The sequence below is a fragment of the Hymenobacter busanensis genome, assembly GCF_008727865.1.
Taxonomy (GTDB): domain Bacteria; phylum Bacteroidota; class Bacteroidia; order Cytophagales; family Hymenobacteraceae; genus Solirubrum; species Solirubrum busanense.
Window position 1 is genome coordinate 24,408 of sequence record NZ_VTWU01000010.1, and the last position, 26,898, is coordinate 51,305.

Here is a 26,898-nt window from a genome sequence, read left to right on the forward strand (position 1 = left end):
GTAATTTGCCGCTGCACCTTCTGAGCGTGTATTATAGTATGGCTATATCTTCTCCGGTGGCCTTGCGCATTGCCTTGTTGGGAGCCGGCCGCGTAGCAGCTCAGCTAGCCCCGGCGCTGCGCCAGGCGGGCCACCACGTAACGGCCGTGTGGAGCCGCACCGCCGCCAGCGCCCAGCCGCTGGCGGCAGCCGTGGGTGCCGTTGCCCTCAGCGGCCCGGCGCCCGCGTGGCCCCTGCCATCCGCCGACCTCTTCCTGCTCTGCCTGCCCGATGATGCCGCGCCCGCCGTGCTGGCAACCCTGCCTTTGCCTGCTGGCGCGCTGGTCGCTCATACCTCGGGGGCCCTACCGTTGGCCGTGTTCGATGCGCGTCCCGATATCCGCGGCGGGGTGTTCTATCCGCTCCAAACCTTCAGCCCCGGCCGCACCATCGACTGGGCGACCGTGCCGCTGTGCCTGGAAGCCACCAACGCCGCCGATTTGGCCGTGCTGACGGGCCTGGCGCATACCCTGAGCGGCAAAGTGGTAAACGTGGCTTCGGGCCAGCGCCGGGAACTGCACGTAGCGGCGGTGTTTGCCTCCAACTTCACCAACCACCTGCTGGGCATTGCCGACGCGCTGCTGGCCGAAGCCGGCCTGCCCGCCGATATGCTGGCCCCGCTGGTGCGCGAAACCGTAGACAAAGCCTTGCAAAACCCGCCGTTTGCGGTTCAAACCGGGCCGGCCGTGCGCCGGGATGCATCGACGCTGGCCGCTCACCAACGGCTGCTGGCCGCGCATCCCGGTTGGCAGGCCTTGTACGCTCACCTGACGGATAGTATTCAGGCCCAGGCCGCGGCCCAGCCGGATTAACGGTGGAGGTTCCGCAAACATTAGGGCCGGTTCGGGCATTGTGCAACGGCGTGCCTACCTTTGCAGCCGCATTTCGCCCGTTTTAATACTTCCTGCCTGTGAAAGCCATTAACATCACCTTCAAGTTCTCGGATGGTCAGCCCGAACAGACCCACGTGGCGGCCGAAGGAGAATCGGTGCTCGACGTGGCCCTCAACAACGGCATTCAGCTCCAGCACAACTGCGGGGGCGTGTGCGGCTGCAGCACCTGCCACATCTACGTGCACGGCGGCGCCGACGACCTGCCGGAAATCAGCGACAAAGAAGAGGACTTCATCGACCGCGCCGTAAACCCGCGCCTCAACTCCCGCCTTGCCTGCCAGTGCGTAACGCAGGGCAACGAGGACCTGGTAGTGGAAATACCCAAGCAGGATTTCCTGGGCCATTAATTTTTACTGTGCTGCTGTGCGAAGGTGGGCATTGCGCTGATGCGGTAAGCAACACCGTTTGATTGGCGCACCAGCACGTTTCCCCCATTCGCACAGCAGCATATTCCCCACATCAGCCCCTTACATACATGACGCATTTCGAGCCGCCCATGCACTGGCAAGACCACGAGGACATTGCCATGGCCCTGTACGAAAAGTTTGGCGACGACTTCGGCGAAGCCCGCATCTACCGCATCCGCTTCACCGATTTGCTGGACTGGGTGCTGAGCTTGCCCAACTTCAAAGGCACCCGCGAGCAAGCCAACGAAGGCCACCTGGAGCAAATTCAGGCCAAGTGGGTGTACGAGTGGCGCGACAACCAGAAAGGCTAGCCCCCGGCATGGTTGATCTGTCCGCCATTCAGGCTTTTATTTTCGACGTCGACGGGGTACTCACCGATGGCACGCTGCTGGCGCTCAACACCGGCGAGCAGGCCCGCGCCTTCCACATCCGCGACGGATACGCCATCCGGCACGCGCTGGCCAAGGGCTACCGCATCATCGTTATTTCGGGGCGCGAAGAAGTGGGCGTGCGCAAGCGCCTAGAGTCGCTCGACGTGCAGGACATCTACCTCGGCGTCGACGACAAGATGAAAATCTTCAACACCTACATCAACCTGCACCGCCTCGACCCGGCCCGCATTGCCTACATGGGCGACGACGTGCCCGACCTGGAGGTGATGCGCCGCTGCGCCGTTGCCGCTTGCCCCGCCGATGCCGCCGCCGACGTGTACGCCATCAGCAACTACGTGGCCACGCTGCCCGGTGGGCGCGGCGCGGTGCGCGAGCTGGTAGAAGCCGTAATGAAAGCCCAAGGCACCTGGTAGCGGCGGCTGGGGTCATCATTTGGTAACGCAGCGCCCGGCCGAAGAGGGGTTGGAGGTTTGAGATATTCCGATATTTTTACCCCTGCATCCATTCACCTCTTCACCCCCGTTAGCTTGCCATGAAAACAGGAACCGTCAAATTCTTTAATGATTCGAAAGGCTTCGGATTCATTACGGAAGACGCCACGAAAGAAGACTTCTTCGTGCACATAACTGGCCTGAGCGGTCTGCAGCTTCAGCAGCACGACCGCGTGGAGTTCGACACCCGCGAAGGCCGCAAAGGCATCAATGCCGTCAACGTAAAGAAGCTATAAGGGGCACATTCTCTACACGATAAATTGCCTTGACTTCGGAAAACCCCTTCTGCCAGTGCAGAAGGGGTTTTTTGCTTCTGATGCCGTTGCCCCGGCGCGGGCGGCTACCTTTGTGCCCACCGCATTCTGGTTTCAGTCCCATGCCCGCGTCAGGTTCCTCTGCTCTTGCTGCTGCCCCGCCTGCCGGGCGTGCCGGTACCATGCTGGCCCGGTTGGTGCGCCTTCCCAACCTGCTCATCATGGCCTTGTGCATGGCCCTGACGCAAACCTGCCTGCTGGTGCCCACCGACCCGCTGGCGGCACTGCTGTCGGTGCGCTTTGCCCTGCTGCTGCTGGCTACCTTGTGCGTGGCCGCCGCCGGCTACATCATCAACGACTACTACGACGTCAAGATTGACACCATCAACCGGCCGGGGCAACTGGTGGTGGGCCCGGTAGTAGGGCGGCGCCCGGCTATGCTGGCGCACTTGCTGCTCTCGTTTGAAGGCATTGTGGTGGCCGGAACGTTGGCGCCCGCAGTGGGCGTGGTAACGGTGGGCGCGGCGCTGCTGCTGTGGGGCTATTCGGCCCGTTTCAAGCGGGTGGCGCTGGTGGGCAACCTCAGCATTGGGCTGCTTACGGCGGCGCTGGTACTGCTGCCCGAGCTGCTGCTGCGCACCGGCCACACGGCCGTGTGGGGCTATGCGCTAGCCGCGTTTCTGCTCACAGTGGTGCGCGAAATCATCAAGGACGTGGAAGACATGCGCGGCGACGCCCAGCACGACTGCCGCACGCTGCCCATTGTGGTGGGCGTGGCGCGCAGCAAGTGGGTGGTGGCCGTGTTTCTGCTGAGTTTGCTCTGGGTGGTAGCCGTGGCCATCGGCCAGGGCTTTGCCGAGGGGCAATGGCGCTTGGCCCTTTGGCTACTGGGCACGGTGCTCGGGCCGCTGGTGCTGCTGGGCGTGCGCCTCGCCCGCGCCGACCGCCGCCGCGACTTTGCCCGCCTCAGCACCTTGTGCAAGCTCATCATGCTGGGCGGCGTACTCTCAATGCTGGTGATTGGGCGCTAAGCCTACCGGGCGCGGTGCCAGTACTTGCGGTGAATGCGCCGGCCATCGGTCTGTTGCGCGCTGATTACATAAAGCCCTTCTGCCCAATTAGTAGTGGGCAACCGCACGGTAGCTGCAGGGGAGCCGAGCGCAGCTACGCAAGTGCCGGTGAGGGTGCTGACGGTGAGGTTGGCCAGGGGCTGACCGGCCGTTACAAGCAGTGCGTCCTCGGTAGGCGCTAGACGCAACACGGGGACTGCGGCGGCGCCAACTGCCGCGTTCAGGATAAGCGGGCAGCCAGTGGCAAAGGCATTAGAGTAGAAGCGCTGCGCGCCCCGGTAAGCACATTGCACCTGCGGGCTGGGGTCGGTTGCGGTTGCATCGGCTTGGTATACCGGGGAGTGGGTGTCGCCCATGCCTTCGATCCACTCGAGCGAACCGCTTGGGGAACCTGACAAGAGGATACGGCGGCGGTAACCGGCGTCGGTCAGAACCGAATCGGTCCGCACGACTTGGCAGGTCCGGATAAAGCCGGTCCCTGGACCAAAAGTGAGCGAAACCTGTTGCCCCACGTTTACGCGAAAGTCGTAGAGCAGCCGCTCGGTGTGGTCGTTTGGGAAAATGACATACACCCGCTGCGCGACAGAATCTTCGCGAACCAAAAAGGGCCCGATGCCACCCAGTAGAGTTGAGTAAGTGGTGCCATTGCGGATGACCTGTCCGCCGAGGGAGTAGCTAAACGGATACCGCGTCTGGAAATCATACATCATGCAGTTCCATTTGGTGGTGCGTAGCAGCGGGTCGTAGGGCCGGGCTTGGAGCGACACTGCGCCAGCCAGCAGCAGCATAATCAACTGAAAACGGAAGACTAAAAGCATGTCGTAGGGAATGAATAGAACTTTCGTGGGTCAATATAGTAGTTAGGAGCACTCTAGGCTCCCGCGTATGCAATAACCCGAACGTGCCCAAGGCCGTTAGGCGGGTAGTGGGTGCGGCGCTGTCGCCGTGGCCTTTCCAGTTGCCGTACTGCATGACTTTTCGCTACCTTCTCCTCACCGGCGCCCTGGCCGTTGGCCTGTTGACGGCTGCCTCCGCCCAAACGCCCGATACGGCTTCGGCCAAGCGCACAGAGCGCGACATTCGGCTGGGCCAGCCGGCCAAGAACCCCGAAGACCGCCCCAGCTTTATTCCGGCCCCGGTCATTTTCTACGAACCCGAAACCGGCTTTGCGGCCGGCGCCACCTTTCTGCCTACCTGGCGCCACGGCCGCGACACCACCGTGCGCAAGTCCAACGGTCGCATCGGCGGGTGGTACTCGCAGAAAAAGCAGCTGAACCTGCAGCTGAGCCACACCATCTTCACCCGCCGCGAAGCCTGGCTGGTGAGCGGCGACCTGCTGTTCTACGACTACCCGATTTTTTTCTACGGCATCGGCAACGACACCGATATCGACGACGAAAGCGAAATTTCCTACAAGGTCCTCACCTTCAACCAGCGCGGGCTGAAGCAGGCCTTCATTCCCGGCCTGTTTCTGGGCCTGACCTACCGCTACACCGACACGCGCGACATCATCGCCGACAAGCCCACCGTGAACGACGGCGACAAAGCCAACCTGCTGCTCACTCAGGTGCCCGCCGAACAGCGCCTGGATACCCGCATTTCGGGCCTGGGCCCGGCCGTGGTGTACGACACCCGCGACAACGTGCTGAGCACGTTTCGCGGCAATTACGTGGACGTGCAGGCCCTGCTGAACCGTTCCGGCCTGGGCAGCGACTACAACTTCACCCGCTACCAGCTGGACGCCCGCCACTTTCAGCCGCTGCGCAAAGGCTCCAACCGCACCATTCTGGCCGGGCAAGTGCTGGGCCAGTTCAACCGCGGCAACGTGCCCTTCCGCGAGCTGGCCGGCCTGGGCGGCATCACCGTGCTGCGCGGCATCTACGAGGGCCGATTCCGCGACCGGCAGCTGCTGATGGGCCAGGCCGAACTGCGCCACCACTTGTTCTGGCGCCTCAACGGGGCCGTGTTTGCCGGCGTCGGGCAAGTAGCGCCTCGCTTCCGCGACTTCGGCCTGAGCGACTTCAACTACGCGGCCGGCGGCGGCCTGCGCTTCCAGTTCAACCGCCGCGACCGGATCAACATCCGCTTCGATTACGGCGTGGGTTCGGGCGGATCGAGCGGGCTGTATTTCGGCGTAAACGAAGCGTTTTAGCAGGCAATCCGGGCTGGCAAAATCTGCCCAGCCTCCGTCGTTCAAGCTCGACTTCTATTCAGTACATTGAGCAGCCATCCGCCCCGGGTGGCTGCTTTTTTATTGCGTCGATGCGTAGCCACTGTTTGTTGCTAGCCTTGGGTGTGCTGGCCGCACCTGTTTTCTGCAAAGCCCAAGCCCGGGTCGTGCCGGCCGATTCCGCCGCGGCCCGCCCTGCCAAGCCGGCCCGCAAGGTGAAGGTGGCCGCGCTGCCCATCGTGTTTTCGCAGCCCGAAACCGGCATTGCCTACGGCGCGGCCGTGCTGCCGGTGTGGCGCTTCGGCACCGACACAGCCACGCGCAGCTCCACGGCCCGCCTGCTGGGCTACTACACCCAGCGCAAGCAGTCGAGCGTGTCGCTGACCTACACCATTTTCACGCCCGGCGAAAGGTGGGCACTCAACGGTGAGGCCTTCTACTTCAACTTTCCCTATTACTACTACGGCGTCGGCAACGACACCCGGAAGGCCGAGAAGAGCGACATTTCCTACAAGGTGGTCATCGTCACGCAACGGGTGCTCAAGAACCTGCGCCCGCACACCTTCGCCGGCCTCAGTTTCCGCCTCACCGACCTCCACCACATTCGCCTCGACGACCCGCTGACCGACGACGGCCAAAAGCCCAACCTGCTGCTGGAACGCCCGGCCCGCGAGCGGCAAACCACCCTCACCTCCGGCCTCGGCCCCACGTTTCTCTACGACAGCCGCGACAACGTGCTCAGCACCTGGCGCGGCAGCTACCTCGAAACCACCGCGCTGCTGATGGGCCGCTACCTCGGCAGCGACAATAATTTCACCCGTTTTCAGCTCGATGCGCGCCATTTCAGGCCACTAAGGCGCGGCAACACCAACACGGTGCTGGCGGGGCAGGTGCAAGGGCAGTTTCACACCGGCACGGTACCGTTTCGCGAGCTGGCCAATCTCGGCGGCGAGAAGATGCTGCGCGGCATTTACGAAGGCCGGTTCCGCGACCGGCAGATGGTGGCCGCCCAGCTGGAGCTGCGCCAAAAACTATTCTGGCGCCTCGGCGGCGTGGTATTCGGCGCCGCCGGGCAGGTGCACAATAGCCTCGGCGACTTCCGCCCGAACGACTTTAACGTGGCCGCCGGGGCGGGCCTGCGCATCGCCGTCAACAGGCAGGACCGCCTGGCTATTCGCATCGACTATGCGGTGGGCTCGGGGCAATCGAGCGGGCTGTATTTCGCCTTCAACGAGGCATTTTAGCCCCGGCCGCGGCATACCTTTTTTCTTGTGCGGTGCGTACATGCTAGCCAGTTGCCGCACCGTATGCCCCTACCTCTACCTGCCCGATTTCTCCAGGCCATCGGCGCCTCCTTTGCGCGCGCCCCCCGCGAGTTGCAAATACCCGCGCCACCGGCCGCCGAGCTCGAAATCTGCGTGATTGTGCCGGCCAAAGACGAGGCCGACCGGGTAGAAGCCACCTTGCTGGCGCTGGCCCAGCAGGTAACAGCCGCTGGCCAGCCGTTTGCACCCGAACGCTACGAAATTCTGCTGCTGGCCAACAATTGCAGCGACGACACCGCCGCCGTGGCCCGCCGCTTTGCCGCCCGGCACCCGCACCTCGCGCTCCACGTGCTCGAAACCACGCTGCCGCCCGCCGAAGCCCACGTGGGCCGCGCCCGGCGCCTGCTGATGGACGCTGCCTGCCGCCGCCTCGAAGCCGTGGGGCGTCCGCTCGGTCTCATTGCCTCCACCGACGCCGACACCCGCGTAGCCGCCACCTGGCTGGCCGCTACTCTGGCCGAAGTAGCCGCCGGGGCCGATGCCGTGGGCGGGCGCATTCTGCCCGAAACCACTGCCCCCGGCTGCCCCACCCGCCGCCTGCACCTGCGCGATGCCGCCTACCGCCTGCTCTGCGCCCGTCTCGAAGTCCTCATCGACCCCCTCGACCACGACCCGTGGCCGCGCCACCACCAGCACTTCGGGGGCAGCCTTACCCTCACCGCCGCGGCCTACCGCCGCGTAGGCGGCCTGCCTGTAGTCCCGTTTCTGGAAGACGAGGCGCTGTGCCGCCTGCTTCGCCACCACGATTTGCGCTTGCGTCACAGCCCGCACGTGCGGGTTGTTACCTCGGCCCGGCAGCAGGGGCGCGTGGCCGTAGGACTTTCGTGGCAACTGCGCGAATGGGCCCAGTACTGCGCCGAGGGCCGGGAGCCGCTCGTCGACAACCCGGTGCGGCTGCTGGCCGAATGGACGCTGCGCCGTCAGTTGCGGCAGCTGTGGCAATTCCCCTCCGAAAACCACGCCGAGGCTTCCGGCCGTGTTCTGGAACTGGCCGCCGCGCTGAACCTAACGCCCACGGCCTTGCTTGCGCACCTGGGCAGCGGCCTAACGTTCGGGACGATGTGGGAACAACTCATGCTCGCGGCGCAGCCCGCCTGGCAGCTACGCTGGCCCGCGCTGCCTCTGTCAGCAGCAACCGCTGAATTGCGGAAGCTGGTTGCGGTATTCGGCCGCTAAGCAGGAAACATTGCCGAAAATACTGGCCCTTAGTAATCTATGCGGCGTCTAGCGGAGTTCCAGCAAATCGAGGCGGTACGTATCGGCCCGGTGACCGTGGAGGTGGCGTAGCGGGCCGGCGTCGCCGGTGAGGGAGAGAAAATAATCGTGCACTTCGTCGCCGGTGAGGGGGTAGTCGTGCACCTCGGGCGTCCAATGCACTAGAAGCAGGTGCGCCCCGGCGGGCATGGCCGCGAGCATGGCGTTAGCGGCGCGATGTAAGGTTGGTTCGTCCCAGTAGTAGCCGACCTCGGAAAGCAGAATCAGGTCGAAGTGGCCGGCGGGAAACGCGTCGGGCACCTGCAGGCGTTGCACCCTTACCTGCGGCAAGGCGGCGCACCGCTGCCGCGCCCGCATCAAGGCCGCTTCCGACACGTCGACAGCCAGCAGGTGCCCGCACCGCGAAGCCAGTTGCGCCGTGAGCACGCCCAGTGAGCAGCCAATTTCAAACGCTCGTTCGTAGCGCGGCCGCGGCAGCGCGGCCAGGGTGTCGGCGTACTTGGCGTGCTCGTAGGGGCTGGTTTCGAAGTGCCACGGGTCGGCGTTGGCGCGGTATACGTCGTCGAAGTAGCCGGGTCCGAGCGTGTGGGGCTGGTTGGGATTCATAAGCAGCAAACAGAAGAGCAGAAACTAGTTCGGCGGTGGCGGGCGGGACCAAACACAGGCGTGGCCTCCACGAACCGGCGAAGGGGGAGTGGGTTTACAAGGAAGGTTTGGCCCCTTCGAAGTACGTTTCGAAAGGCTGCGCGAAATGAGCCAGCATCTGCGAACTGAGCCGGAAGCCGCTGGGGTCGTCGTCAATTAAATTGGTGAGCTGCGAGCGGTGCGCCGCCATGGCCTCTTGCTTCTGGCCGAGCACCGGGCTGATGTCGAGGCGCCAACCGGTGGCTTCGTCGGGGCGGGGCAGGTCATCCGGCGCGGCTCGTTCCCAGGCCCACACCACGTACTCCAGCACGCGCGGCGGGTGCGGGAAGTCCGCCAAAGCAGCGTGAGTCAAATAGTAAGTCGCGCGGTGGTCGGGGTGCGGGTCGCGCCGCCAGGGCAAGAGCAGTGTGGCCGGTCGATGCCGGAGCAACCACTGACGCAGGCAATTTGTGGGGTTTTCGCTGCTCAAATCGGCGGCAAAAGCGGCGGCGTTGCCGTCGGGCAGGTTGAGCAACAGCAGATAGTCGTCGGCGACGCCCAAGATGCGCAGGGCCTCGCGCAGCTCCTGTTCCCGCAGCTGCCGCCGGGCATCGGGCGGAAAGCGCACGGAGTGGGGGTGCGACATGGTGCCATCGGTTACCAGGCAGGCCACCACGCGCTGCCCGGCTTGGCGGAGCAGCGCCAGCAGCCCGCCGCAGCCCAACGACTCGTCGTCGGGGTGAGGAATGATGACAGCCGTGGTGCCGAGCGAAGCGGCGTAGCCAGGGGGACGCAACGGTAAGTCGAGCAGCGCCGCGGGGCGCAACGGGGGCGGGGAATCAAAACCCATGCAAGCAAGAATGAATTAGTCGACGTGCCACAACTCGTGAGCCGGAGCGGTTTGGAGCAGCGCGAAGCGGCCCGCATCGGCCAGGGCGGCATCGGGGGCGGGCTGACGTAGGTAGTGCGTCAGGTCGCGGTGCAGACGCTCCAGCGGGTGCGGGCGCAGCAGGCCCCGGGCGCCCACGCTGCGCTCAGCCAGCTGCAGCACGCGCAAACACACCTCTTCGATGGCGGTGCGCACCATGTTCGCGTAGGCCACGGTGGCTTCGGCTTGCTCTATGGCGGCCGGCCGGCCGGCGTGTGCAGCCGCGCCGTGCAGCCACTGGTGGCCGCTTTCCACCAGAATGGCCATTTCGCCGAGGCGCTGGCGCTGGTAGGGGTCATCGGTGCGGCCCAGGCCGCGCAGAAAGTCGCGGGCGGTGTCGAACAAGGCCTCGGCCGCGCCCAGCTGCACGGCCGCAAATCGGATGGCCCCGCCGCTGAACCACGGCTGCCGGTAATAGTCGCCGGGCTGGCCCAGTAAATCGTCGGAACCGATTTCCAGCCCGCTCAAATCGACCCGAAAACTGGCCGAAGCCCGCATGCCCAGCGGCTGCCAGAAGCTGGCATCGTAAGTGGGCGGTTGCGCATCGGCGGGCAGTACCAGCATCTGCCAGCCGCCATCGGGCAGGGCTGCCGTGAGCAAGGGGCGGGTAACGTGCCCGGCCCCCGAGCCGAAGGTTTTGCTGCCCTGCAGGCGGTAACGGCCGCCGGGCAGCGGCTCCAGTTTCACGCCGTCGGCTGCTTCGGTGTTCCAAACGCCGAAAAGGTGGCCGGCGTGGGCATCGGCGGCGTAGCGCTGCTGTTGCGCCGGGGTGCCGAAACGGCCGATGAGCTGCAGGGCGTTGGTGTGGCCTTCGTACACGCGGCCCACTGCCAGATTGCCGCGCCCCAGGTGCTTGAGCAGCATCAGCAGCGGGAGGGTGTGCTCGGGCTGCACCAGGCTGGCACCACCAAGAGCCGCCGGCAACGGGCCCGTCAACAGGTCCGCCGCGCGCAGCCAGTCAAACTCGCGGCTGGGAAACCCGCCGTCGTAATCAGATTCGGCGGCGTGTGCGGCCAAGCGGGGCACCAGGTGTGCAGCGGCGGCAACAAGTGCAGCCGGCAGCGTTGCCGAAATGGGCGACGCAGCAGCGGAAACGGAATCGAACATGCGGAATGCGGCAACGGTGTGGTGGTGTAACGCCGAGCGTACTCTTTCGGTTGGAAAAAACCGCCCTATTGAGCGTTGAAGGCCTTATCTAGCTGGTGGTAACAATTCGGTAACGTGGCCCAGCGCCTGCGGCCCGGCGCCAAGGCCTACCTTCGCCCAGCATTTCACCCAAGCCTGTTGCCCATGTCACTTGCCCCCGCGCCCGCCCAAGAGGCAGCCGAAACCGCCGCCCAGCAGCCCATTCGCGCCGCCCTTGTTTCCGTGTACTACAAAGACCGGCTCGAGCCGCTCGTGCGCCTGTTGCACGAGCAGGGCGTGAAGCTCTACTCCACCGGCGGCACGCTCAAATTCATCCAGGAGCTGGGCGCCGAAGTCACCGCCGTCGAGTCGCTGACGGGCTTCCCGGAAGTGTTCGGTGGCCGCGTGAAAACCCTGCACCCGAAGGTGTTCGGCGGCATTTTGCACCGCCGCCACGAAGCCGGCGACCTGCAGGAAGCCGAGCAGCACCAGATTCCGCCCATTGATTTGGTGGTAGTCGACTTGTACCCCTTCGAGGAAACCGTGGCCAGCGGCGCCGCCGAAGACGATGTCATCGAGAAAATCGACATCGGCGGCATTTCGCTGCTGCGCGCCGCCGCCAAAAACTACCGCGACGTGCTCGTTGTCAGCAGCCGCGACCAGTATGCGGCCGTAACCGAGCTGCTGCAGGCCCAAAACGGCGCCACCACGCTGGAACAGCGCCGCCACTACGCCGCCGCCGCCTTCGAGCAAACCTCGCACTACGACACCCACATCTTCGGCTACCTCAGCCAGGGAACCGACGTGGCCGGCAGCACCCTGAAAGTGAGCCAGCGGCAGGCCACGCCGCTGCGCTACGGCGAAAACCCCCACCAGCAAGGCGCCTTCTACGGCGACTTTGCGGCCCTTTTCGACCAGCTTCACGGCAAGCAGCTCAGCTACAACAACCTGGTAGATGTGGACGCGGCCGTGCTGCTGATGCAGGAATTTCAGGACGGCCCGGCCGCCTGCGCCATTCTCAAGCACACCAACGCGTGCGGCGTGGCCCAGGCCGATACGCCGCACGCGGCCTACCTGAATGCCCTGGCCTGCGACCCGATTTCCGCCTTCGGCGGCGTCATCATTGTCAACAAAGAAGTGGATGCTGCCACGGCCGAGGAGCTGAACAAGCTGTTCTTCGAGGTGCTCATTGCGCCCGGCTTTGCCGCCGATGCCCTGCCGACGCTGCAGAGCAAGAAAAACCGCATTCTGCTGCGCCAAAAGCCGGTAAGCTTCCCGCAGAAACAAATCAAGACCCTGCTCAACGGCATCATCGAGCAGGACTTCGACCGCGCCATGGAAGGCCGCGCCGAGTTCCGCAACGTAACGGCTACCGCGCCCACGGCCGCCGAAACCGCCGCGCTGGAATTTGCCCTCAAAGTCTGCAAGCACACCAAGAGCAACACCATTGTGCTGGCGCGGGAAGGCCAGCTGCTGGCTTCGGGCGTGGGTCAAACTTCCCGCGTCGATGCCCTCAAGCAGGCCATTGAAAAAGCCCGCGCCTTCGGCTTCGACCTGCAGGGCGCGGTCATGGCCTCCGATGCGTTCTTCCCCTTCCCCGACTGCGTCGAAATTGCCGGCGAGGCGGGCATCCGGGCCGTGGTGCAGCCCGGCGGCTCCATCAAAGACCATGACAGCATCGACGCCTGCAACCGCCTCGGCATGGCCATGGTCCTGACCGGCGTGCGGCATTTTAAGCACTAAATTGCGAGGCACTTAGCAGAAAACCGGGCCGGCTGGGGAATACCAGTCGGCCCGGTTGCGTTTAGGGGCCCGATCGGCAAAGCGGCTTACCGGAAAGGGTTGGGCTTCGCCGAAGCTTGCTTACCTTTGCCGGACTTTTCCAAGCGCAACCCGCGCTGCTTTTCCAATTCGCCGCAACTCAATGGGATTCTTCAATTTCCTTACCAGCGACATCGCCATTGACCTGGGCACGGCCAACACGCTCATCATCCACAACGACAAGATTGTGGTCGACGAGCCGAGCATCATTGCCAAGGACCGTACAACCAATAAAATCATTGCCGTGGGCCGGCAAGCGCAGCAAATGCACGAAAAGACCCACGACAACATCAAAACCATTCGTCCGCTGAAAGACGGCGTTATTGCCGACTTCCACGCCGCCGAGGAAATGATCAAGGGCCTGATTCGGATGATTGACACCCGCACGCGCCTGTTTCAGCCATCGCACCGCATGGTTATCTGCATTCCTTCGGGCATTACGGAAGTGGAGAAACGCGCCGTGCGCGACTCCGCCGAGCACGCCGGCGCCAAGGAAGTCTGGATGATTCAGGAGCCCATGGCCGCCGCCATCGGCATCGGCATCGACGTGGAGCAGCCTGTGGGCTCGATGATCATCGACATCGGGGGCGGCACCACCGAAATTGCGGTTATTGCCCTGTCGGGTATCGTCTGCGACCAGTCCATCAAAACGGCCGGCGACGTGTTCAACCAGGACATCCTCGACTACATGCGCCGCCAGCACAACCTGCTGATCGGCGAGCGGTCGGCCGAGAAAATCAAGATTGAAGTCGGCGCGGCTCTCACCGAGCTCGACGTAACCCCGCCCGACTACGAAGTGCGCGGCCGCGACCTGATGACCGGCATTCCGAAGGTTATCAAGGTTACCTCGGCCGAAATTGCCATTGCCTTGGATAAGTCGGTGGCCAAAATCGAGGAAGCCGTGCTCAAGGCCCTGGAAATTGCCCCGCCCGAGCTGTCGGCCGACATCTACGACAACGGCATCCACCTGACCGGTGGGGGTGCCCTGCTGCGTGGCCTCGACAAGCGCCTGGCCGTGAAAACCAAGCTGCCGATTCACGTGGCCGAAGACCCGCTGCGCGCCGTGGTGCGCGGCACCGGCGCCGCCATCAAAAACATCGTCGGCTTCCGCAGCGTGCTGCTGACGTAAATGGCCGAATGGCTGAATGGTTAAATGGCTGATTGTTCTGATGCGCTAGAACGACCAGCCATTTAACCATTCAGCCATTTGACAATTCTTCACCCATGCGTAACCTGCTCACTTTCCTCTTCCGCTACCGGGGCATCCTGGTATTCGTGCTGTTGGAAATTGTGAGCCTGGTGCTGCTGATTCGCAACAGCGCCTATCAGCGGGCGGCGTTCTTCAACTCGGCCAATGCCTACACCGGCCGCGTGCTGGAAGTGCGCACCCAGATCTACGACTACTTCCGGCTCGTAGACGTGAACAAAGCCCTGGTGACCGAAAACGCCCAGCTGCGCCAGCAACTTTACCATTCCGAGCTCAGCAGCCGCATGCCCGACAGCCTGGCTATGCCCGGTGACTCAACGGGCACACGCCTGAAGGCCGACAGCCTGATGCTGGGCTTGCGCCTGCTGCCGAGCCGCCCCACGGAATACCCGCTGATTCCGGCCCGCGTCATCAACCAAAGTCTGCGGCGCGTGGACAACTACCTGACCCTGAACGTGGGCAGCGCCCAGGGCGTGCAGCCCGGCATGGGCGTGCTCACGACGGCGGGCGTGGTGGGCCGGGTGCGGCAGGTGAGCGAGCATTACGCCACCGTCACGTCGTTGCTGCACTCCAAAACCACCATTTCGGCCAAGCTCAAGCGCGACGGCACCTTTGGCACCATCCGCTGGCTGGGCGACGACCCCACACACGCCTCGCTCGACTACATTCCGCGCCAGAACGTGCTGGTGCGCGGCGACACGGTGGTTACCTCCGGCTACAACGCTATTTTCCCCGAAGGCGTGATGATCGGGACGGTGGACCGCTTCACGAAAGAGCCCGACAAGAACTTCTGGACGGTGCAGGTGCACCTGGCCGTCAATTTTTCGAACCTGTCCTACGTGTACGTTATCGGGCCGCAGCCACGGGCGGCCGAGCGCGACACGCTGGAAACCCGCTCGGGCATGCGACCCGCGGCTGCGGCAAAGGGAGAGGAGGAGCAGCCATGATGCAGGGCTTGGGAACCATAGTGGTGCAGGTGCTGCGCTTTTTGCTGTACGTGCTGGTGCACATGCTCATTGTGAGCCGGCTGCCGTCGTTGTTTGGCGTGGGCTGGTGCTTTTTCTACGTGGGCTTTCTGTTGTTTCTGCCCATTGCCACGCCCATTGTGGCGCTGCTGGTGCTCAGCTTTGCCACCGGCTTTGCCATGGATTTGTTCTACGACACCGGCGGCGTGCACGCGGCGGCGGCCGTGCTGCTGGGCTACCTGCGCCCCTGGGTGCTGCGCCTGCTCACCCCGCGCGACGGCTACGACGCGCAGGATTCGGTGAACATTCACCAGATGGGCTGGCAGTGGTACCTCGTGTACACGGCCCTGCTGCTGGTGCTGCACCACACTGTTTTTTTCTTCCTGGAGCTGGGCAGCCTGCGCGTGGTGGGCCTTACGCTGCTCAAAATCCTGGTCAGCACGCTCTTTACGGGCATTACGCTGCTGATTGTGCAGCTGGTGTTCTTCCCGGCCCGCCGCCGGCGCTAAGGGCTGCCGCGGCCTGCGGGCACGCTGAACCGGAACAAACCCGGCCTTGCAATTCGTTTGGGCGGCAGGGTCGGCAGCGGGTGCTGGCTGGGCGCAAAACCCAAAACGACCGTTCGGAAGCCGGGCCCAAGCATCGTACCTTTGTGAGTCCGGCAGGGGCCGGGCAGTTGGCTCACTTTCAGTTCTTCACGCGTCTTGCAGTATTTAGAAGGTCGCAAATACGTGGTGCAGGGAATTTTCCTGTCGGTGGCGTTGGTGTTTGCGGTGCGGCTCTTCCACATTCAGGTGCTCGACGGCAGCTACAAGCTGGCCGCCGACAAAAACACCTTGCAGCGCATTGTGCAGGTGCCCTACCGCGGCCTCATCTACGACCGGAAGGGGCAGCTGCTGGTGCAGAACACGCCGGTGTACGACCTAATGGTGATTCCGCGCGAGGTTAAAAACCTCGATTCGGCGCGGTTCTGCCAGCTTCTGCAGATGCCCATTGAGGAGCTGCGCACCGGCCTGCACGCGGCCAAGGTGTATTCCCGCTCCAAGGCCTCGCCGCTGGTGCAAAACCTGAGCACGCCCGAACTGGCCGCTATTCAGGACAACCTCGTCGACTTCCCGGGCTTCAGCATCAAGGCCCGCATGGCCCGCGCTTACCGCACCGAAAACATGGCCCACGCGCTGGGCTACGTGGGCTCCATCACGCCCGTGATGCTGGAGAAAGAAAAGTACGCCAAGTACATAGCTGGCGACTTTCTGGGCATTACGGGGTTGGAATCGTTCTACGAGAAGGAAATGATGGGCCGTCGCGGCGTGCAGTACCGCATGGTGAACGTGCGCGGCGTGGAGAAAGGCGCTTTCCGCGACGGGGAGTTCGACACGCTCTCGGTAGCCGGCAAAGACCTGCACCTTAGCATCGACACCGAACTGCAGCAGTACGGTGAGTACCTGATGCAGGGCAAGCGCGGCTCCATTGTGGCCCTCGACCCCAAAACCGGCGAAATCCTGGCCTTCGTGTCGGCGCCCACGTTCAATCCGGCCACGCTCACGGGCAAAGGCTCGGGCAACCGCTACATGGCGTTGCTCAACGATACCACCAAGCCGTTGTTCGACCGCCCACTGGCCGCTACCTACCCGCCGGGCTCGGTGTTCAAGCTCGTCAACGAAGCCATTGCGCTGCAGGAAGGCGTGGTGACGCCCTACACCGGTTTTCCGTGTAACTGGAAGCTGGTGCGCTGTACCCACCGCCACGAGTACCCGGCCAACTCCACACTGGCCATCAAGAACAGCTGCAACCCCTACTTCTACCAGGTGATGTTTGCCACGGTGCGGCGCGGGCGCTCCACCAGCAAGTTCCGCGACGTGGCCTTGGGCCTGGAAGACTGGCGCAGGCACGTCGTCACGTTTGGGCTGGCCCAGCACCTGGGCGTCGATTTGCCGGGCGAGCGGATGGGGCTGATACCTTCGCCCAATTTCTACGACAAGCGCTACGGCAAAAACCGCTGGAGCTACAAAACCATCTATTCGCTCAGCATCGGGCAGGGCGAAATCGGCATTACGGGCCTGCAAATGGCCAACCTGATGGCCATTTTTGCCAACCGCGGCTGGTACTACGCGCCTCATTTTGTGCGCGGTATCGGCAACGGCGGCCCGCTGCCGCAGTACCTGCAAAAGCACTACACTTCCGTCGATTCCAGCCACTTCAACGCCATCGTGCCCGGCATGCAGGCCGTGGTGGACGGGCGCGGCGGCACCGGCAACCTCGCCAGCCTGCTCGACGTGGGCATTTCGGTAGCGGGCAAAACCGGCACCGTGCAAAACGCCCACGGCGACGACCACGCCACCTTCGCCGCCTTTGCCCCGGCCGAAGACCCCAAAATTGCCATTGCCGTGTTCATCGAAAACGCCGGGTTCGGGGGCAGCTCGGCCGCGCCGCTGGCCGGCCTGATGATGGAGAAATACCTACGCGGCCACATTGCACCGTGGCGCAAACGCTGGGAGTACTGGCTGCCCGGCCCCGCCAGCCGCTTTATCACGCACCGCCGCTAAGCCGCCGCGCCCTTACCACCGCTACCACCCCATGCCCGCTTCTCCCGCTCGCTACAGCCGCAGCATCGACTGGTTTACCCTCGGGCTCTACGTCCTGTTGGTAGGGCTGGGCCTGCTCAACGTATACGCGGCTTCGTATTCGGCCGAGGTGCCGTTTTCGCGCGTGTTTGCCGCCGACTGGAGCGGGCTGATGGCCTTCAACTGGTTTAAGCAGTTGGTCTGGATCGGCGTCAGCGTGCTGCTCATCGGCGTACTGCTCGTCATCGACTACAAGGCCTACGACACATTTGCCTACGTGCTCTACGGGGGTATGATTGTGCTGCTGCTCGTTACGCTGGTCGTGGCCCGGCCCATTGCGGGCTCCCGCTCGTGGCTGGAGCTGGGGCCCATGCGCCTGCAGCCGGCCGAGTTTGCCAAGTTCACCACGGCGCTGGCGGCCTCGCGCTTCATGGCAGGCATCAACCTGCGCCAGCAGGCTTTTCAGCAGCAGCTGGTGCTGGCGGGCCTCACGCTCTTGCCGCCGCTGCTCATCATTGCTTCCAACGAAACCGGCCAAGCCCTAGTGTTCGGCGCCTTCCTGCTGGCGTACTTCCGCGAAGGCATGTCGCCGCTCATTCTGCTGATTCTGGCTGCCGCCGGCGTGGTGCTTATCCTGTCGCTGCTGGTGCCCAAAGTCTGGCTCGTGGGCGCCTTCACCATCATTCTGGTGCTGGTGTTCGTGTTCAACACCCGCGTGCTGCGCCACCATTTGCCCTTGGCCGTGAGCGTGTGGGCCGTGGTGCTGGGCATGGTTTTCGGCGTCGATTTCTTCTACAACAGCGTGCTGCAGCCCCACCAGCGCAAGCGCATCGAGGTGCTGCTGAACCCCTCGGCCGACCCCTTGGGCGTGGGCTGGAACGTCACGCAGTCGAAAATTGCCATCGGCTCGGGCGGCTTGCTGGGCAAGGGCTTCCTCGAAGGCACCCAAACGCGCTTCGATTTCGTACCCGAACAAAGCACCGACTTCATTTTCTGCACCGTGGGCGAGGAGTGGGGCTGGCTGGGCACCATGACGCTTATCATCCTCTTTATGACGCTGCTGGGCCGCATCATTTTCGTGGCGGAGCGCCAGAAATCCGTTTTTGGCCGCACGTACGGCTACTGTGTGGCCAGCATCATTTTCTTTCACTTTGTGGTGAACGTGGGCATGACCATCGGCCTGGCGCCCGTGGTGGGCATTCCGCTGCCGTTTTTCAGCTACGGCGGCTCGTCGTTGTGGTCATTCACCATCCTGCTCTTCATCCTGCTGGCCATCGACGCCTACCGCAAGCAGGACTTGGTACGCTAGCATCGGGTTGAGGCCGTAGCGTACCTTCGCCGCCGATGTCTGCCGCGCCATTTTCCGTACCCGCTCCCGCCGCCCGCACTATCGCGGCACCGGTACCGCGTTGGGTATGTATGGTACTGGTGCTGCTGCACGCCGCGGGTCTGCTCTATCAGTTGCAGCAGCACCACTATCTATTCCCCGATTCCGACCGTTACCTCGCCGAGGCAGCCAATATTACGCGCCACGGCGAGTTCTATGCTTCGCCGCTCACCGAGCCCATTCGGGCGCAAGAATACACCATTCGGACGCCGGCATACCCGCTGTTGCTGGCCGCGTTGGGTACGCCGCAGGGCTACGTGGTGTGGATGCTGCTGGCGCAAAACCTGCTCAGCTTGCTCAATCTGGCGGCGGTGGCGCGGCTGGCGGCACGCTATACCCCGCCGCGCTGGGGCTGGTGGCTGGCCTTAGTGGTTACCTTTCCAGCTCAACTGATATACGCCAACGTGCTGATGAGCGAAATGCTGCTGCAAACGGCCGTGGTGGGGCTGTGCAGCAGCGGCTTCGCCTTTTGGCAAACGCGCCGCTGGCCTCAACTGGCAGGCGTAGCTGCGTGGGCAACGGCTGCCATGCTCATCAAGCCGGTATTTTATCCGTTTTGCTTGGTCGTGCTGCTGGCTGGGCTGTATGCCGCTTGGCAGCAGCGGCGCGTGGCCCTGGCCGCGGTGGCGGCCGTGCCGCTGGTGCTGGCCTTGCTCTACCAAGGCTGGAATTGGCAGCGCACGGGCTACTTCCACTTCTCCAGCATCGCCGAAATCAACCTGCTGCGTTACAACGTGCGGGGTGCCCTGCGCAAAGCCGAAGGCCCGGAAGTGGCCGAGCGGGTAGTGCTGGGCATAATCCGGGCGGCGGAAAACCAACTTGGTTTTGCCGCGCAGCAGCGCTACATCAAAGAGCAAAGCCTGGCGGTGCTGCGCGAGCATCCGGTGGCTTACGGTGTACTGCACGCGCAGGGTATGGCCAACTTCTTCCTCGACCCCGGCCGTTTCGATGTGGTGCATTTTCTGGCCGTGCCCGAGCCGCCCGGCCAAGGCTTGCTGGCGCGTTTCAATGCCGAAGGCTACGCCGCTATCTGGCACTTCCTGCGCACGGCACCGGTGGGGCTTTTGGCGCTGCTGTTGGCGGTGGCCGTTGCCAATTTGGTGCGACTGGGCGCTTTCCTGGCGTTTCTGACGAGTAGTGCGGCGCCCCGAACGCTTCGTATTACCGCGGGGGCTTTGGTATTCTACGTGGCGTTTCTGACCGGCCCGCTGGGGGCAGCCCGCTTCGCCGTTCCCGTCTTTCCGCTGCTGCTGCTCGCCGTGCCGTTTGCCTTAGACCGTTGCAAAAGCCTGCGTCTTCGGTAAAGCGCACCGAGAAACCAGCTACATGGCAGGCTCAGTAGCCGCGCCCAGCCGCAGCCACGCAAACCACGGATGGTAGGTGAGCAAGCGGCTGAAGGCTACGGTAAACGCCGGGGCCGCCAGGTAGCCCATGCGGGCTAGGTCGCCGGAAAGCAGCATGTGCACCAGCACCACCGCCACCAAGCCCAGGCACGCCCACGTGAGCGGCTGCGGCCAGCGCCGCCACGCGGCCCTGCCACCTTGCAGACCGGCCACCAGCGCCAGGCTGAAGAAGCCGAAGATGCTGAACAGCTCACCTGCACCTTTCGGTGAAAACAGGCGCCGCAGTGAGTAGCCCAGGTTTTCGAGGTGCGCCAGCGCATTGGTCACGCTTTCCTGCGGCGGCGCACCCACCTGCGCGTCGATGTAGTTCCGCACCCCATACGCCACGGCCAACGACCCAGCCAGCCACGCCAGCTGCACCGGCCAGCGCACCGCGCCGCGGCCAAAAACCAGCAGCCACGGAATCAGAAACACAAACGACTCCTTGGCGTGCGGACCGAGCACGATGCACGCCACCAGCGCCACCGCCGAGCCGCTGACACTGGCATACAGCGCCAACGCAAACACCAGCATGTAAAGGCTGTCGACGAGGGGCAGGCCGGCAATGTACACGGCCCAGCGGCTGCTGAGCACGGCCGCCAGCGCCAAAGCCGCTGCGCCCGGCGAAGCGCCACCCAGCAGGCAGGTGCGGAACATGAGCAGGCCGGCGCCGGCCAGCAGCAGGGTATTCACGAGGTAAAAGCCCAACCGCACCGGCCACTCGGTGGCGGCCCGCTGCGGCCACAGGCGGGCGTATACCATCTCCACGGGCGCAGCAACGGCGGCAGCAGCCAGCGGCACCAGCACGCGGTAGCGGTGCGTAATGCGCACACTCTTGAATTCGCCGCGGGCCATGCGCAGGTAGCTGCGCGTGTCGGGCGAGTGGGAGAAGTCGAAATGCACGTACATGGTGTAGGCGCTGCCGGCCAGCAAGCCCACGGCCAGCGTGTACACCAGCACCAGCTGCCGCCACGTCAGGCGCGCCCGAGCTCCGGGGGGGGCAAATTTGGTAGGCACCCGCTTGGCTTAAGCAAACTTCCGGTCGATGAGGCGAAGGAGCTTGTTCAAGTGCTCGTCTTTGCGCACCCACTGGTAGCGGTTGGTCAGGTCTTCCTGCACGTAGCGGCGGGCTGCGTCGGCCGTGGGCAGCGTGTCGAGGTGCTCGATGGCGGCGTGGTATTCCATGTTTTCGCCATTGAACAGCTCGTTGATAAAGCTGAAACGCTGGTTGATGGAAATGGCGTTGCGCAACGATTCCACCTTGGGCTGCACATCGGCCAGCGTGGAGGCCGCCGGAGCCGATTGCGCCAGCTTGTCGGCCAGCGTACTGGTTTTGGCCGTAGCCGCCAGCTTCTCGGCCAGCGTGGGCACCGGTGCCGCCGGTTCGGCTGAGAAAACACGCTCCACCGGTTTGGCGGGAGCAGCTTCGGTCGTTGCGACGGGCGTTGGCACTGGCGCCGGCGCGGGTGCAACTTCGGCTACCACGGGCTCAGCAGGCTGTGCTTCTGGTACTTCCGCTGGCTTGGCAGCTGGCGCAGGGGCAGCTGCCGGTTCGGGAGCAGCGGCAACGGGCGCAGGTGCCGCTGCCGGCGCTGGGGCTGCTGGAACCTGAGCTGGTTTCGGGGCGGAGGCTTCAGTGGCCTTGGCCGGTGCCGCGGCGGGTTCGCGCAGATCGGCGGCGTACACGGGCAGCAGGGCGCTCAGCTCGTGCAACACCTGGTCGACGCTCTGCAGCTCTTTGTAGTGCGCTTCGGTGTGCAAGCGGAAGCGGTTCAGAAGGTAGTCGCGCTCCTGGGCTACGTCGGCGGGCAGGCTCTCGATAAACGACTCGAACAGCGGCTTGTTGATGTCCACGTAGCGCAGTGCGTCGCGCAGTTGCGTAGGCGTGGCCGACGGCTGCTCGACCGGGAAGAGCTTGTCGGCAAACGTGGCGGCGGGGTCGAGCACGGCTCGCAGCGTGTCGGTAGCGGCCTGGGCCAGCAGCGGCTCGTAGGTGGCACGCGTGAGCCGGATGCGGCGCGACAACAGGTTCATCAGCTGGGTGAGGGCCTGGCGCACGGCGGCGTCCTCAAAATCGAAGTAGGGGCTGCGCAGCTGGGCCATTTCGCGCGTCCACTGGGCCAGCAACTGCTGCACCACAAAGAGGTTGAGCTGGCGCACGGGCGTCAGCCGCAGCACGGCCGGGCCGTCGAGCGTCGCGCCCACGGGCTGGGCCGAAAAGTGGGCGTCGCACACGCGGGCCGCGAGGCGGCGGCCGTAATCCTGCAGCTGCGCGCTGCTGTATGTATCTTGCATCACTCCTGAAAAACCTGCTTTAGCAGGCAATTTACGCCAAATGGCTTCATTGACGGTTCAAAATCTGCCCGGTGCGCCCATTCCGGTTCAAGCCGGCCAGACGCTCCTGCAAGCCTTACACGCAGCCGGTCACGATTGGATGCACGCCTGCGGGGCCCGCGGCCGCTGCACCACCTGCCGCCTCGACGTGCTCGGCGGCGCCGAAAGCCTGGCCCCGCCCACGGCCGCCGAACAGCGCTACCACGAACGCGGCCGCCTCGCCCTCACCGCGCGCCTCACCTGCCAGGCCCAGCTACCTAGCGGCGACGTAGTGGGCCGCGTGCCCGAAGCCACCAAGCTGCCGCACGTGCGGTACTGTTGAACAGTGGGGTGTTATTCCGCCAGCACGTCCGACAGCACGTCCAACGAACGAATGTCACCGAGGCCCTCGACGTGCAGCTGGTAGTAGCGCAGCAGAATGTTCAGGAGGTCGCGGCGCACGCGGCCGTTCGGAATAGTCGGGCTGGGCGTCTTGCTCAGCAGCTCGTCGAAGTGGTGCTCGAACTCCTGGAAACGCAGCACCGTGCTGCGGGCCGTGGTCGACTGGTTGATGTCGGTGGCAAAGGCTACCTGCTCGGTAATTTCGCGGCCCGACTCGGGGCCGAAGCCCAGGTAGCTGGCCAGGTGCAGCAAAAAGAGCAGGGCGAAGTTCTCGTAGTGCTCCTGTTGCGCGTCGTAGGCCAGCAGCGAGTCGTGCAGGAAGGCGAATAGCTCGGGGTTTTCCTCCTCCTCGCGCAACGAGCGGCCCACCACTTCGGAGAGAAACAGCAGCACGCTGCTCTTGCTGAAATCGTAGGGAATGGTGCGGTAGGGGTGGGCGCAACGGAACTCGGAGAGGCGCGTCAGGCCGCCGCGCGGCGACACGTACGCCACCAGATCAAGCAAGGTAAACGGCTGAAACAGCGCGATGCGGCCCGGCGGTTTGGCCCGCCGCACCCCGTTCACGATGTACGACTGCACCCCGCGCCGCTCGGTGTACACGCGGGCAATGATGCTGGTTTCGCGGTACTTCAGGTAGTTCAGGACGATGCCCCGGGTTTTTATCAGCATAGCCGAAAGCTAGGAAAGGCGGAAAACACTCAACAATGCAAACGGCAAAAAAGCGCCGGCAACCAAAGCTGCCGGCGCTTTTTTGGGCGGTATTGCGGGCTATTAGCGGCCGTTCACCACGGCCACCTTGGCAATGCAGCCGTTTTCGCCTTCCGCGTCGGAGGTCATGACCAAGTACACGCCCGACTGCACTTTGCGGCCGTTGTAGTCAGCCAGGTTCCAGGTGACGGTGCCGCCGGTGGCGCGCGTTTGGTACACCAGCGTGCCGCTCACGTCGGTGATTTTGACCTCGGCGTTGTTGGCAATACCGGTGATGCCCACCTGGCCGGCAAAATCCTGCCGCACGGGGTTCGGGAATACCTTGGCGCAGCTCACTTTGCCCTCGGTAACGGTGGCCGAGCCGCGGTACACCACCACGCCGCCGTCGGTGGCCACCCACACTTCGCCGGTGCGGTCGTTCACGGCCACGTCCAGCACTTTGTTGGAGGGCAAGGGGCTGTTGGCGGTGGTGAAATGCAGCAGGCCTTCGTCGCCGTTTTCGTTGAACAGCCACAGGCCGTTGTTGGTGCCGAACCACTTGCGGTTGCCGCCGTCCACGGCAATGGCGTTTACCACATCGGAATACAAGAGCTGAAAACCGCTGCCTTCGCCGCGCAGCACGGTGGGCGTGGTGAAGCCCGAAGTGCTGTTGAATACGTCGGACGGGTCTTCGTTATAATAGGCCACCCCGGCTTCGGTAGCCACCCAAATGTAGCCGCGGCGGTCCTTCGCAATGTCGTAGAACGTGGTATTGGGCAGCCCCTCGGTGGTGCCGAAGGAGCGGGCGTTGCCATCTAGGTTCACCACCGTCACGCGGGGCACGTCGGCGCGGCGGTCCGAGGCCACCCAGGCTTGGCCGTAATCGTCGACGGCAATGCGGCCCAGGCTCTGCGAGCCGCTGAAGTACGGAACGGTGCGCCAGGTGTTGGTGCTGGGCGTGAACCGGAACAGGCCCGACACGCTGCCCGCCAGCTGGTGGCGGTTGAGCACCCACACGTTGCCGTCGGCGTCGCTGGCCACGTCGGTTACGCGGGTGTAGTTGGGGTTCGAGGGGATGGTGCTGAGCAGCGGCACACCGGGGGTGCCTTGGGTAAATTGCCGAAACTCGCCGGGGCCTTTCCACTCCAGCAGCCCGTTGCCGTAGCTGGCCACGTAGAGGGTGCCGTCGGGCGTGCGGGTGCCGTGCAGCAGGTCCTGCACGCGGGGAAACTGCGCGGGCGGCAGCCGCGCGGGGTCGTACGTGGTCCAGCGTCCGTCGGCGTCAAACTCGTAGAAACCGGCGTAGCTGTCCAGTTGCTCCAGGCTGAGCTTGTAGCCGCCGGTGAAAATGTCCACCAGGCCGCCGTCGGTGGAAATGCCAAAAGCACTGGTGCTGGCTGGGGCGTTGGCGGCGTACGTAGCTGCGTTCTGACCGTTGAGGTCTACCTGCACCAGCCCACTGCCCAGGTTTGCCACATAAGCCGGCCCGCTCCGGGCCCGCACGGCATCAAAGGCATTGGTAACGGCTGGCCCTTGCACTTGGTAGCGCACGGCGCCGGTGTTGCCGTCGAGTACGGTCAGCTTGGCTGGCTCGGTAAGCAGCAAACCCGCCGCCGACGACCGCAGCCGCCGAATGTCGTCCGTGCTGTAGCTCATGCGCGTCCAGCGGCCCGTGGTGCTGCGCTGGTATACTTCCCCGTTGACGGTGCCGTACACGCGGCCGGCGTGCGTCACCAGCCACCGCAGCTGGGTGGGCGTGGTGCGGCGCCACTGCTTGAAGTCGAGCAGGTTGGTGTTGAGGCGGCCGCCCAGCACGCCGACACTGGTGGCGGCAAACAGGGTGTCGCCCACTACGGCAGTGGCAAACACGCGCGGAATGGTGCCACCCGGCCCAATGTTGATGTACGTGTCGCGGATTTCGAGGCGTTGCATGTCCAGCGCCACCAAGCCAAACGGCGTAACCAAGTACGCCAAGCGGCCGCTGAAATTTACCTCCGAAATTTCCTTGCCCCCCTGAATGGGCTTGCGCTGAATGTCGGAAATGCTGGTAACCAAGCGGCCGTCGGGCCGCAAAATATCGACGGTGCCGGTGCGGTAGCCCACCACCACCAGCTTGCTCACCGAATCGTAGGCCACGGTGCTCACGCCCACGTCGCTCAGGCCGTCGCGCCGCGAGAGCAGCTGCACGGTCTTCAGGTCTTTGTCGAAGACGTAGAAGGAATTGTCGGCAGCCACGTAGAGCCGGTCGCCGGCGTCGGCAATGGTGCGGCTGGCCGTGGTGGGCAGGTGCAACTGCCAGTCGCCAAAGCCGGCGGTGCGCTGTGCCCGGGCGGGCAGGGCCAGCAAACTCGCCATGGCCACCAGAACCAACAGGAGCGCGCGTAGCGGAGAAATCATAAGTCGAAGAAAGACGGCGACGAGAGAAGTAGCCCGCGCATAACGTCGCCGGGCCGCAATTAGTGCTTGAGGGCGTCGGCGGCGTGCAGCTCGGTTTTTTCCTGCTGCCCTTCCAGAAAGCAGTGGCGGCAGCGCGCTTCGTAGGAGTCGGTTTCGCCCAGCAGCACCTGCTCGGCCGAGGCGGCCTTGCGGAACGAGTACGTGGCAATTTCGCCGCAGCACACGCACACGGCGTGCACCTTGGTCACGTATTCGGCCACGGCCATGAGGGCGGGCATGGGCCCGAAGGGCTTGCCGCGGTAGTCCATGTCGAGCCCGGCCACGATGACGCGCACCCCGTGGTCGGCCAGCTGGTTGCACACTTCCACCAACGACTCGTCGAAAAACTGGCCTTCGTCGATGCCCACCACGTCGCAGCTGCTGGCCGGCAGCAGAATTTCGTTCGGAAACGTGACGGGCGTGGAGCGGATGCTGGTGGCGTTGTGCGACACCACGTCCAGCTCGTGGTAGCGGGTATCGAGGGCCGGTTTGAAGATTTCGACGCGCTGCCGGGCAATTTTGGCCCGGTTCAGGCGCCGGATCAGCTCTTCGGTCTTGCCCGAAAACATCGAGCCGACGACCACTTCAATCCAGCCGCGGCGAGCGGCGTCGCGGCCGTTGCCAACGCGGGGTTCTATAAACATGGAAAGCGAAAATGCAGGGCGGGTTCAACGGACTAAGTTACACCCGCCCGGCCGGGTTTGGCAAACGCGGCGGCAACTATCGGCCGCACTCGGGCGGCCAACCAACGGCCGGCATTGCCCCCAAAAGCCACCGGCCGGAACGCTAAGTAGCATTCCG

Annotated in this window: 26 protein-coding genes; 17 read left to right on the plus strand and 9 right to left on the minus strand. The window is 64.2% G+C overall.

Going from position 1 to position 26,898, the window contains the following annotated elements; genetic code table 11:
* Positions 1–38: 38 nt before the first annotated feature.
* The 6 genes from F0P96_RS19965 to F0P96_RS19990 all read left to right on the plus strand — a co-directional run bounded on the left by F0P96_RS19965 (position 39) and on the right by F0P96_RS19990 (position 3,507).
* The gene (locus F0P96_RS19965) at positions 39–851 is read left to right on the plus strand and encodes a Rossmann-like and DUF2520 domain-containing protein (protein WP_160620153.1); all 813 of its coding nucleotides are present in this window, start codon (positions 39–41) and stop codon (positions 849–851) included.
* Between the two features lie 98 nt (positions 852–949).
* Positions 950–1,279: a 2Fe-2S iron-sulfur cluster-binding protein gene (locus F0P96_RS19970; protein WP_151080766.1), complete on the plus strand. Its 330-nt coding sequence runs from the start codon at positions 950–952 to the stop codon at positions 1,277–1,279.
* A 128-nt stretch (positions 1,280–1,407) separates the two neighbouring features.
* Positions 1,408–1,650, plus strand: coding sequence for a Fe-S cluster assembly protein IscX (iscX, locus tag F0P96_RS19975; protein ID WP_151080767.1), 243 nt, complete (start codon positions 1,408–1,410; stop codon positions 1,648–1,650).
* 8 nt (positions 1,651–1,658) lie between these two features.
* Entirely contained in the window at positions 1,659–2,144 is a 486-nt protein-coding gene (locus tag F0P96_RS19980) for a KdsC family phosphatase (RefSeq protein WP_151080768.1), read from the plus strand.
* Between the two features lie 119 nt (positions 2,145–2,263).
* Positions 2,264–2,458: a cold-shock protein gene (locus F0P96_RS19985; protein ID WP_151080769.1), complete on the plus strand. Its 195-nt coding sequence runs from the start codon at positions 2,264–2,266 to the stop codon at positions 2,456–2,458.
* Positions 2,459–2,598: 140 nt separating this feature from the next.
* Positions 2,599–3,507 carry a geranylgeranylglycerol-phosphate geranylgeranyltransferase gene (locus F0P96_RS19990; protein WP_235917540.1) on the plus strand — a complete coding sequence of 303 codons (909 nt, stop codon included), beginning with the start codon at positions 2,599–2,601 and terminating at the stop codon, positions 3,505–3,507.
* A gap of 2 nt (positions 3,508–3,509) precedes the next feature.
* On the opposite strand, the gene F0P96_RS19995 is transcribed toward F0P96_RS19990, so the two are convergent.
* The gene (locus F0P96_RS19995; RefSeq protein ID WP_151080770.1) at positions 3,510–4,364 is read right to left on the minus strand and encodes a hypothetical protein; all 855 of its coding nucleotides are present in this window, start codon (positions 4,362–4,364) and stop codon (positions 3,510–3,512) included.
* A 152-nt stretch (positions 4,365–4,516) separates the two neighbouring features.
* Between F0P96_RS19995 and F0P96_RS20000 the strand changes: the two genes are divergently transcribed.
* The 3 genes from F0P96_RS20000 (at position 4,517) to F0P96_RS20010 (ending at position 8,217) form a co-directional block, all read left to right on the plus strand.
* On the plus strand, positions 4,517–5,698 hold the full coding sequence (locus F0P96_RS20000; protein WP_151080771.1) for a BamA/TamA family outer membrane protein: 1,182 nt from the start codon (positions 4,517–4,519) through the stop codon (positions 5,696–5,698).
* A 110-nt stretch (positions 5,699–5,808) separates the two neighbouring features.
* Positions 5,809–6,960 (plus strand): BamA/TamA family outer membrane protein, encoded by a 1,152-nt coding sequence (locus F0P96_RS20005; protein WP_151080772.1) that lies wholly within the window; start codon positions 5,809–5,811, stop codon positions 6,958–6,960.
* Positions 6,961–7,023: 63 nt separating this feature from the next.
* The gene (locus F0P96_RS20010) at positions 7,024–8,217 is read left to right on the plus strand and encodes a glycosyltransferase family 2 protein (protein ID WP_151080773.1); all 1,194 of its coding nucleotides are present in this window, start codon (positions 7,024–7,026) and stop codon (positions 8,215–8,217) included.
* A 48-nt stretch (positions 8,218–8,265) separates the two neighbouring features.
* Here F0P96_RS20010 and F0P96_RS20015 read toward each other — a convergent pair whose 3' ends face one another.
* The 3 genes from F0P96_RS20015 to F0P96_RS20025 all read right to left on the minus strand — a co-directional run bounded on the left by F0P96_RS20015 (position 8,266) and on the right by F0P96_RS20025 (position 10,915).
* Entirely contained in the window at positions 8,266–8,862 is a 597-nt protein-coding gene (locus F0P96_RS20015) for a class I SAM-dependent DNA methyltransferase (RefSeq protein WP_151080774.1), read from the minus strand.
* A gap of 94 nt (positions 8,863–8,956) precedes the next feature.
* Positions 8,957–9,730 (minus strand): PIG-L deacetylase family protein, encoded by a 774-nt coding sequence (locus F0P96_RS20020; protein WP_151080775.1) that lies wholly within the window; start codon positions 9,728–9,730, stop codon positions 8,957–8,959.
* A gap of 15 nt (positions 9,731–9,745) precedes the next feature.
* Positions 9,746–10,915 (minus strand): acyl-CoA dehydrogenase family protein, encoded by a 1,170-nt coding sequence (locus tag F0P96_RS20025; RefSeq protein ID WP_151080776.1) that lies wholly within the window; start codon positions 10,913–10,915, stop codon positions 9,746–9,748.
* 183 nt (positions 10,916–11,098) lie between these two features.
* Here F0P96_RS20025 and purH point away from each other — a divergent pair, with 183 nt between their 5' ends.
* From purH to F0P96_RS20060, 7 genes are all read left to right on the plus strand, one after another.
* The gene (purH, locus tag F0P96_RS20030) at positions 11,099–12,676 is read left to right on the plus strand and encodes a bifunctional phosphoribosylaminoimidazolecarboxamide formyltransferase/IMP cyclohydrolase (protein ID WP_151080777.1); all 1,578 of its coding nucleotides are present in this window, start codon (positions 11,099–11,101) and stop codon (positions 12,674–12,676) included.
* 181 nt (positions 12,677–12,857) lie between these two features.
* On the plus strand, positions 12,858–13,883 hold the full coding sequence (locus tag F0P96_RS20035) for a rod shape-determining protein (RefSeq protein ID WP_151080778.1): 1,026 nt from the start codon (positions 12,858–12,860) through the stop codon (positions 13,881–13,883).
* 95 nt (positions 13,884–13,978) lie between these two features.
* Positions 13,979–14,908, plus strand: a complete 930-nt coding sequence (gene mreC / locus F0P96_RS20040; protein WP_151080779.1) for a rod shape-determining protein MreC — start codon at positions 13,979–13,981, stop codon at positions 14,906–14,908.
* A complete protein-coding gene (locus F0P96_RS20045) occupies positions 14,905–15,435 on the plus strand; it encodes a hypothetical protein (protein ID WP_235917541.1) in 531 nt (176 codons plus the stop codon). Before mreC ends, F0P96_RS20045 begins: the two co-directional genes overlap by 4 nt.
* Before the next feature lie 195 nt (positions 15,436–15,630).
* The gene (mrdA, locus tag F0P96_RS20050; RefSeq protein WP_151080780.1) at positions 15,631–17,472 is read left to right on the plus strand and encodes a penicillin-binding protein 2; all 1,842 of its coding nucleotides are present in this window, start codon (positions 15,631–15,633) and stop codon (positions 17,470–17,472) included.
* Between the two features lie 31 nt (positions 17,473–17,503).
* The gene (gene rodA, locus F0P96_RS20055; protein WP_151080781.1) at positions 17,504–18,799 is read left to right on the plus strand and encodes a rod shape-determining protein RodA; all 1,296 of its coding nucleotides are present in this window, start codon (positions 17,504–17,506) and stop codon (positions 18,797–18,799) included.
* Positions 18,800–18,834: 35 nt separating this feature from the next.
* Complete coding sequence (locus F0P96_RS20060) at positions 18,835–20,181, plus strand: hypothetical protein (protein WP_151080782.1); 1,347 nt, start codon at positions 18,835–18,837, stop codon at positions 20,179–20,181.
* 18 nt (positions 20,182–20,199) lie between these two features.
* On the opposite strand, the gene F0P96_RS20065 is transcribed toward F0P96_RS20060, so the two are convergent.
* Positions 20,200–21,276, minus strand: coding sequence for a hypothetical protein (locus F0P96_RS20065; RefSeq protein WP_151080783.1), 1,077 nt, complete (start codon positions 21,274–21,276; stop codon positions 20,200–20,202).
* A gap of 9 nt (positions 21,277–21,285) precedes the next feature.
* Positions 21,286–22,557, minus strand: a complete 1,272-nt coding sequence (locus F0P96_RS20070; protein WP_167291262.1) for a hypothetical protein — start codon at positions 22,555–22,557, stop codon at positions 21,286–21,288.
* A 37-nt stretch (positions 22,558–22,594) separates the two neighbouring features.
* On the opposite strand from F0P96_RS20070, the gene F0P96_RS20075 reads away from it, so the two are divergent.
* On the plus strand, positions 22,595–22,915 hold the full coding sequence (locus F0P96_RS20075) for a 2Fe-2S iron-sulfur cluster-binding protein (protein ID WP_151080785.1): 321 nt from the start codon (positions 22,595–22,597) through the stop codon (positions 22,913–22,915).
* A gap of 11 nt (positions 22,916–22,926) precedes the next feature.
* Here F0P96_RS20075 and recO read toward each other — a convergent pair whose 3' ends face one another.
* From recO to F0P96_RS20090, 3 genes are all read right to left on the minus strand, one after another.
* A complete protein-coding gene (gene recO, locus F0P96_RS20080) occupies positions 22,927–23,643 on the minus strand; it encodes a DNA repair protein RecO (RefSeq protein WP_151080786.1) in 717 nt (238 codons plus the stop codon).
* Positions 23,644–23,745: 102 nt separating this feature from the next.
* On the minus strand, positions 23,746–26,058 hold the full coding sequence (gene porZ / locus F0P96_RS20085; protein WP_151080787.1) for a type IX secretion system anionic LPS delivery protein PorZ: 2,313 nt from the start codon (positions 26,056–26,058) through the stop codon (positions 23,746–23,748).
* Positions 26,059–26,117: 59 nt separating this feature from the next.
* Complete coding sequence (locus tag F0P96_RS20090) at positions 26,118–26,741, minus strand: thymidine kinase (protein WP_151080788.1); 624 nt, start codon at positions 26,739–26,741, stop codon at positions 26,118–26,120.
* Positions 26,742–26,898 lie beyond the last annotated feature (157 nt).

Bases quoted from the DNA above. Each gene is read 5' to 3' on its own strand.
- F0P96_RS19965 (WP_160620153.1), top strand. From the start codon at position 39: ATGGCTATATCTTCTCCGGTGGCCTTGCGCATTGCCTTGTTGGGAGCC.
- iscX (WP_151080767.1), top strand. From the start codon at position 1,408: ATGACGCATTTCGAGCCGCCCATGCACTGGCAAGACCACGAGGACATT.
- F0P96_RS19980 (WP_151080768.1), top strand. From the start codon at position 1,659: ATGGTTGATCTGTCCGCCATTCAGGCTTTTATTTTCGACGTCGACGGG.
- F0P96_RS19985 (WP_151080769.1), top strand. From the start codon at position 2,264: ATGAAAACAGGAACCGTCAAATTCTTTAATGATTCGAAAGGCTTCGGA.
- F0P96_RS19990 (WP_235917540.1), top strand. From the start codon at position 2,599: ATGCCCGCGTCAGGTTCCTCTGCTCTTGCTGCTGCCCCGCCTGCCGGG.
- F0P96_RS19995 (WP_151080770.1), bottom strand. From the start codon at position 4,364: ATGCTTTTAGTCTTCCGTTTTCAGTTGATTATGCTGCTGCTGGCTGGC.
- F0P96_RS20000 (WP_151080771.1), top strand. From the start codon at position 4,517: ATGACTTTTCGCTACCTTCTCCTCACCGGCGCCCTGGCCGTTGGCCTG.
- F0P96_RS20005 (WP_151080772.1), top strand. From the start codon at position 5,809: ATGCGTAGCCACTGTTTGTTGCTAGCCTTGGGTGTGCTGGCCGCACCT.
- F0P96_RS20010 (WP_151080773.1), top strand. From the start codon at position 7,024: ATGCCCCTACCTCTACCTGCCCGATTTCTCCAGGCCATCGGCGCCTCC.
- F0P96_RS20015 (WP_151080774.1), bottom strand. From the start codon at position 8,862: ATGAATCCCAACCAGCCCCACACGCTCGGACCCGGCTACTTCGACGAC.
- F0P96_RS20020 (WP_151080775.1), bottom strand. From the start codon at position 9,730: ATGGGTTTTGATTCCCCGCCCCCGTTGCGCCCCGCGGCGCTGCTCGAC.
- F0P96_RS20025 (WP_151080776.1), bottom strand. From the start codon at position 10,915: ATGTTCGATTCCGTTTCCGCTGCTGCGTCGCCCATTTCGGCAACGCTG.
- purH (WP_151080777.1), top strand. From the start codon at position 11,099: ATGTCACTTGCCCCCGCGCCCGCCCAAGAGGCAGCCGAAACCGCCGCC.
- F0P96_RS20035 (WP_151080778.1), top strand. From the start codon at position 12,858: ATGGGATTCTTCAATTTCCTTACCAGCGACATCGCCATTGACCTGGGC.
- mreC (WP_151080779.1), top strand. From the start codon at position 13,979: ATGCGTAACCTGCTCACTTTCCTCTTCCGCTACCGGGGCATCCTGGTA.
- F0P96_RS20045 (WP_235917541.1), top strand. From the start codon at position 14,905: ATGATGCAGGGCTTGGGAACCATAGTGGTGCAGGTGCTGCGCTTTTTG.
- rodA (WP_151080781.1), top strand. From the start codon at position 17,504: ATGCCCGCTTCTCCCGCTCGCTACAGCCGCAGCATCGACTGGTTTACC.
- F0P96_RS20060 (WP_151080782.1), top strand. From the start codon at position 18,835: ATGTCTGCCGCGCCATTTTCCGTACCCGCTCCCGCCGCCCGCACTATC.
- F0P96_RS20075 (WP_151080785.1), top strand. From the start codon at position 22,595: ATGGCTTCATTGACGGTTCAAAATCTGCCCGGTGCGCCCATTCCGGTT.
- recO (WP_151080786.1), bottom strand. From the start codon at position 23,643: ATGCTGATAAAAACCCGGGGCATCGTCCTGAACTACCTGAAGTACCGC.
- porZ (WP_151080787.1), bottom strand. From the start codon at position 26,058: ATGATTTCTCCGCTACGCGCGCTCCTGTTGGTTCTGGTGGCCATGGCG.
- F0P96_RS20090 (WP_151080788.1), bottom strand. From the start codon at position 26,741: ATGTTTATAGAACCCCGCGTTGGCAACGGCCGCGACGCCGCTCGCCGC.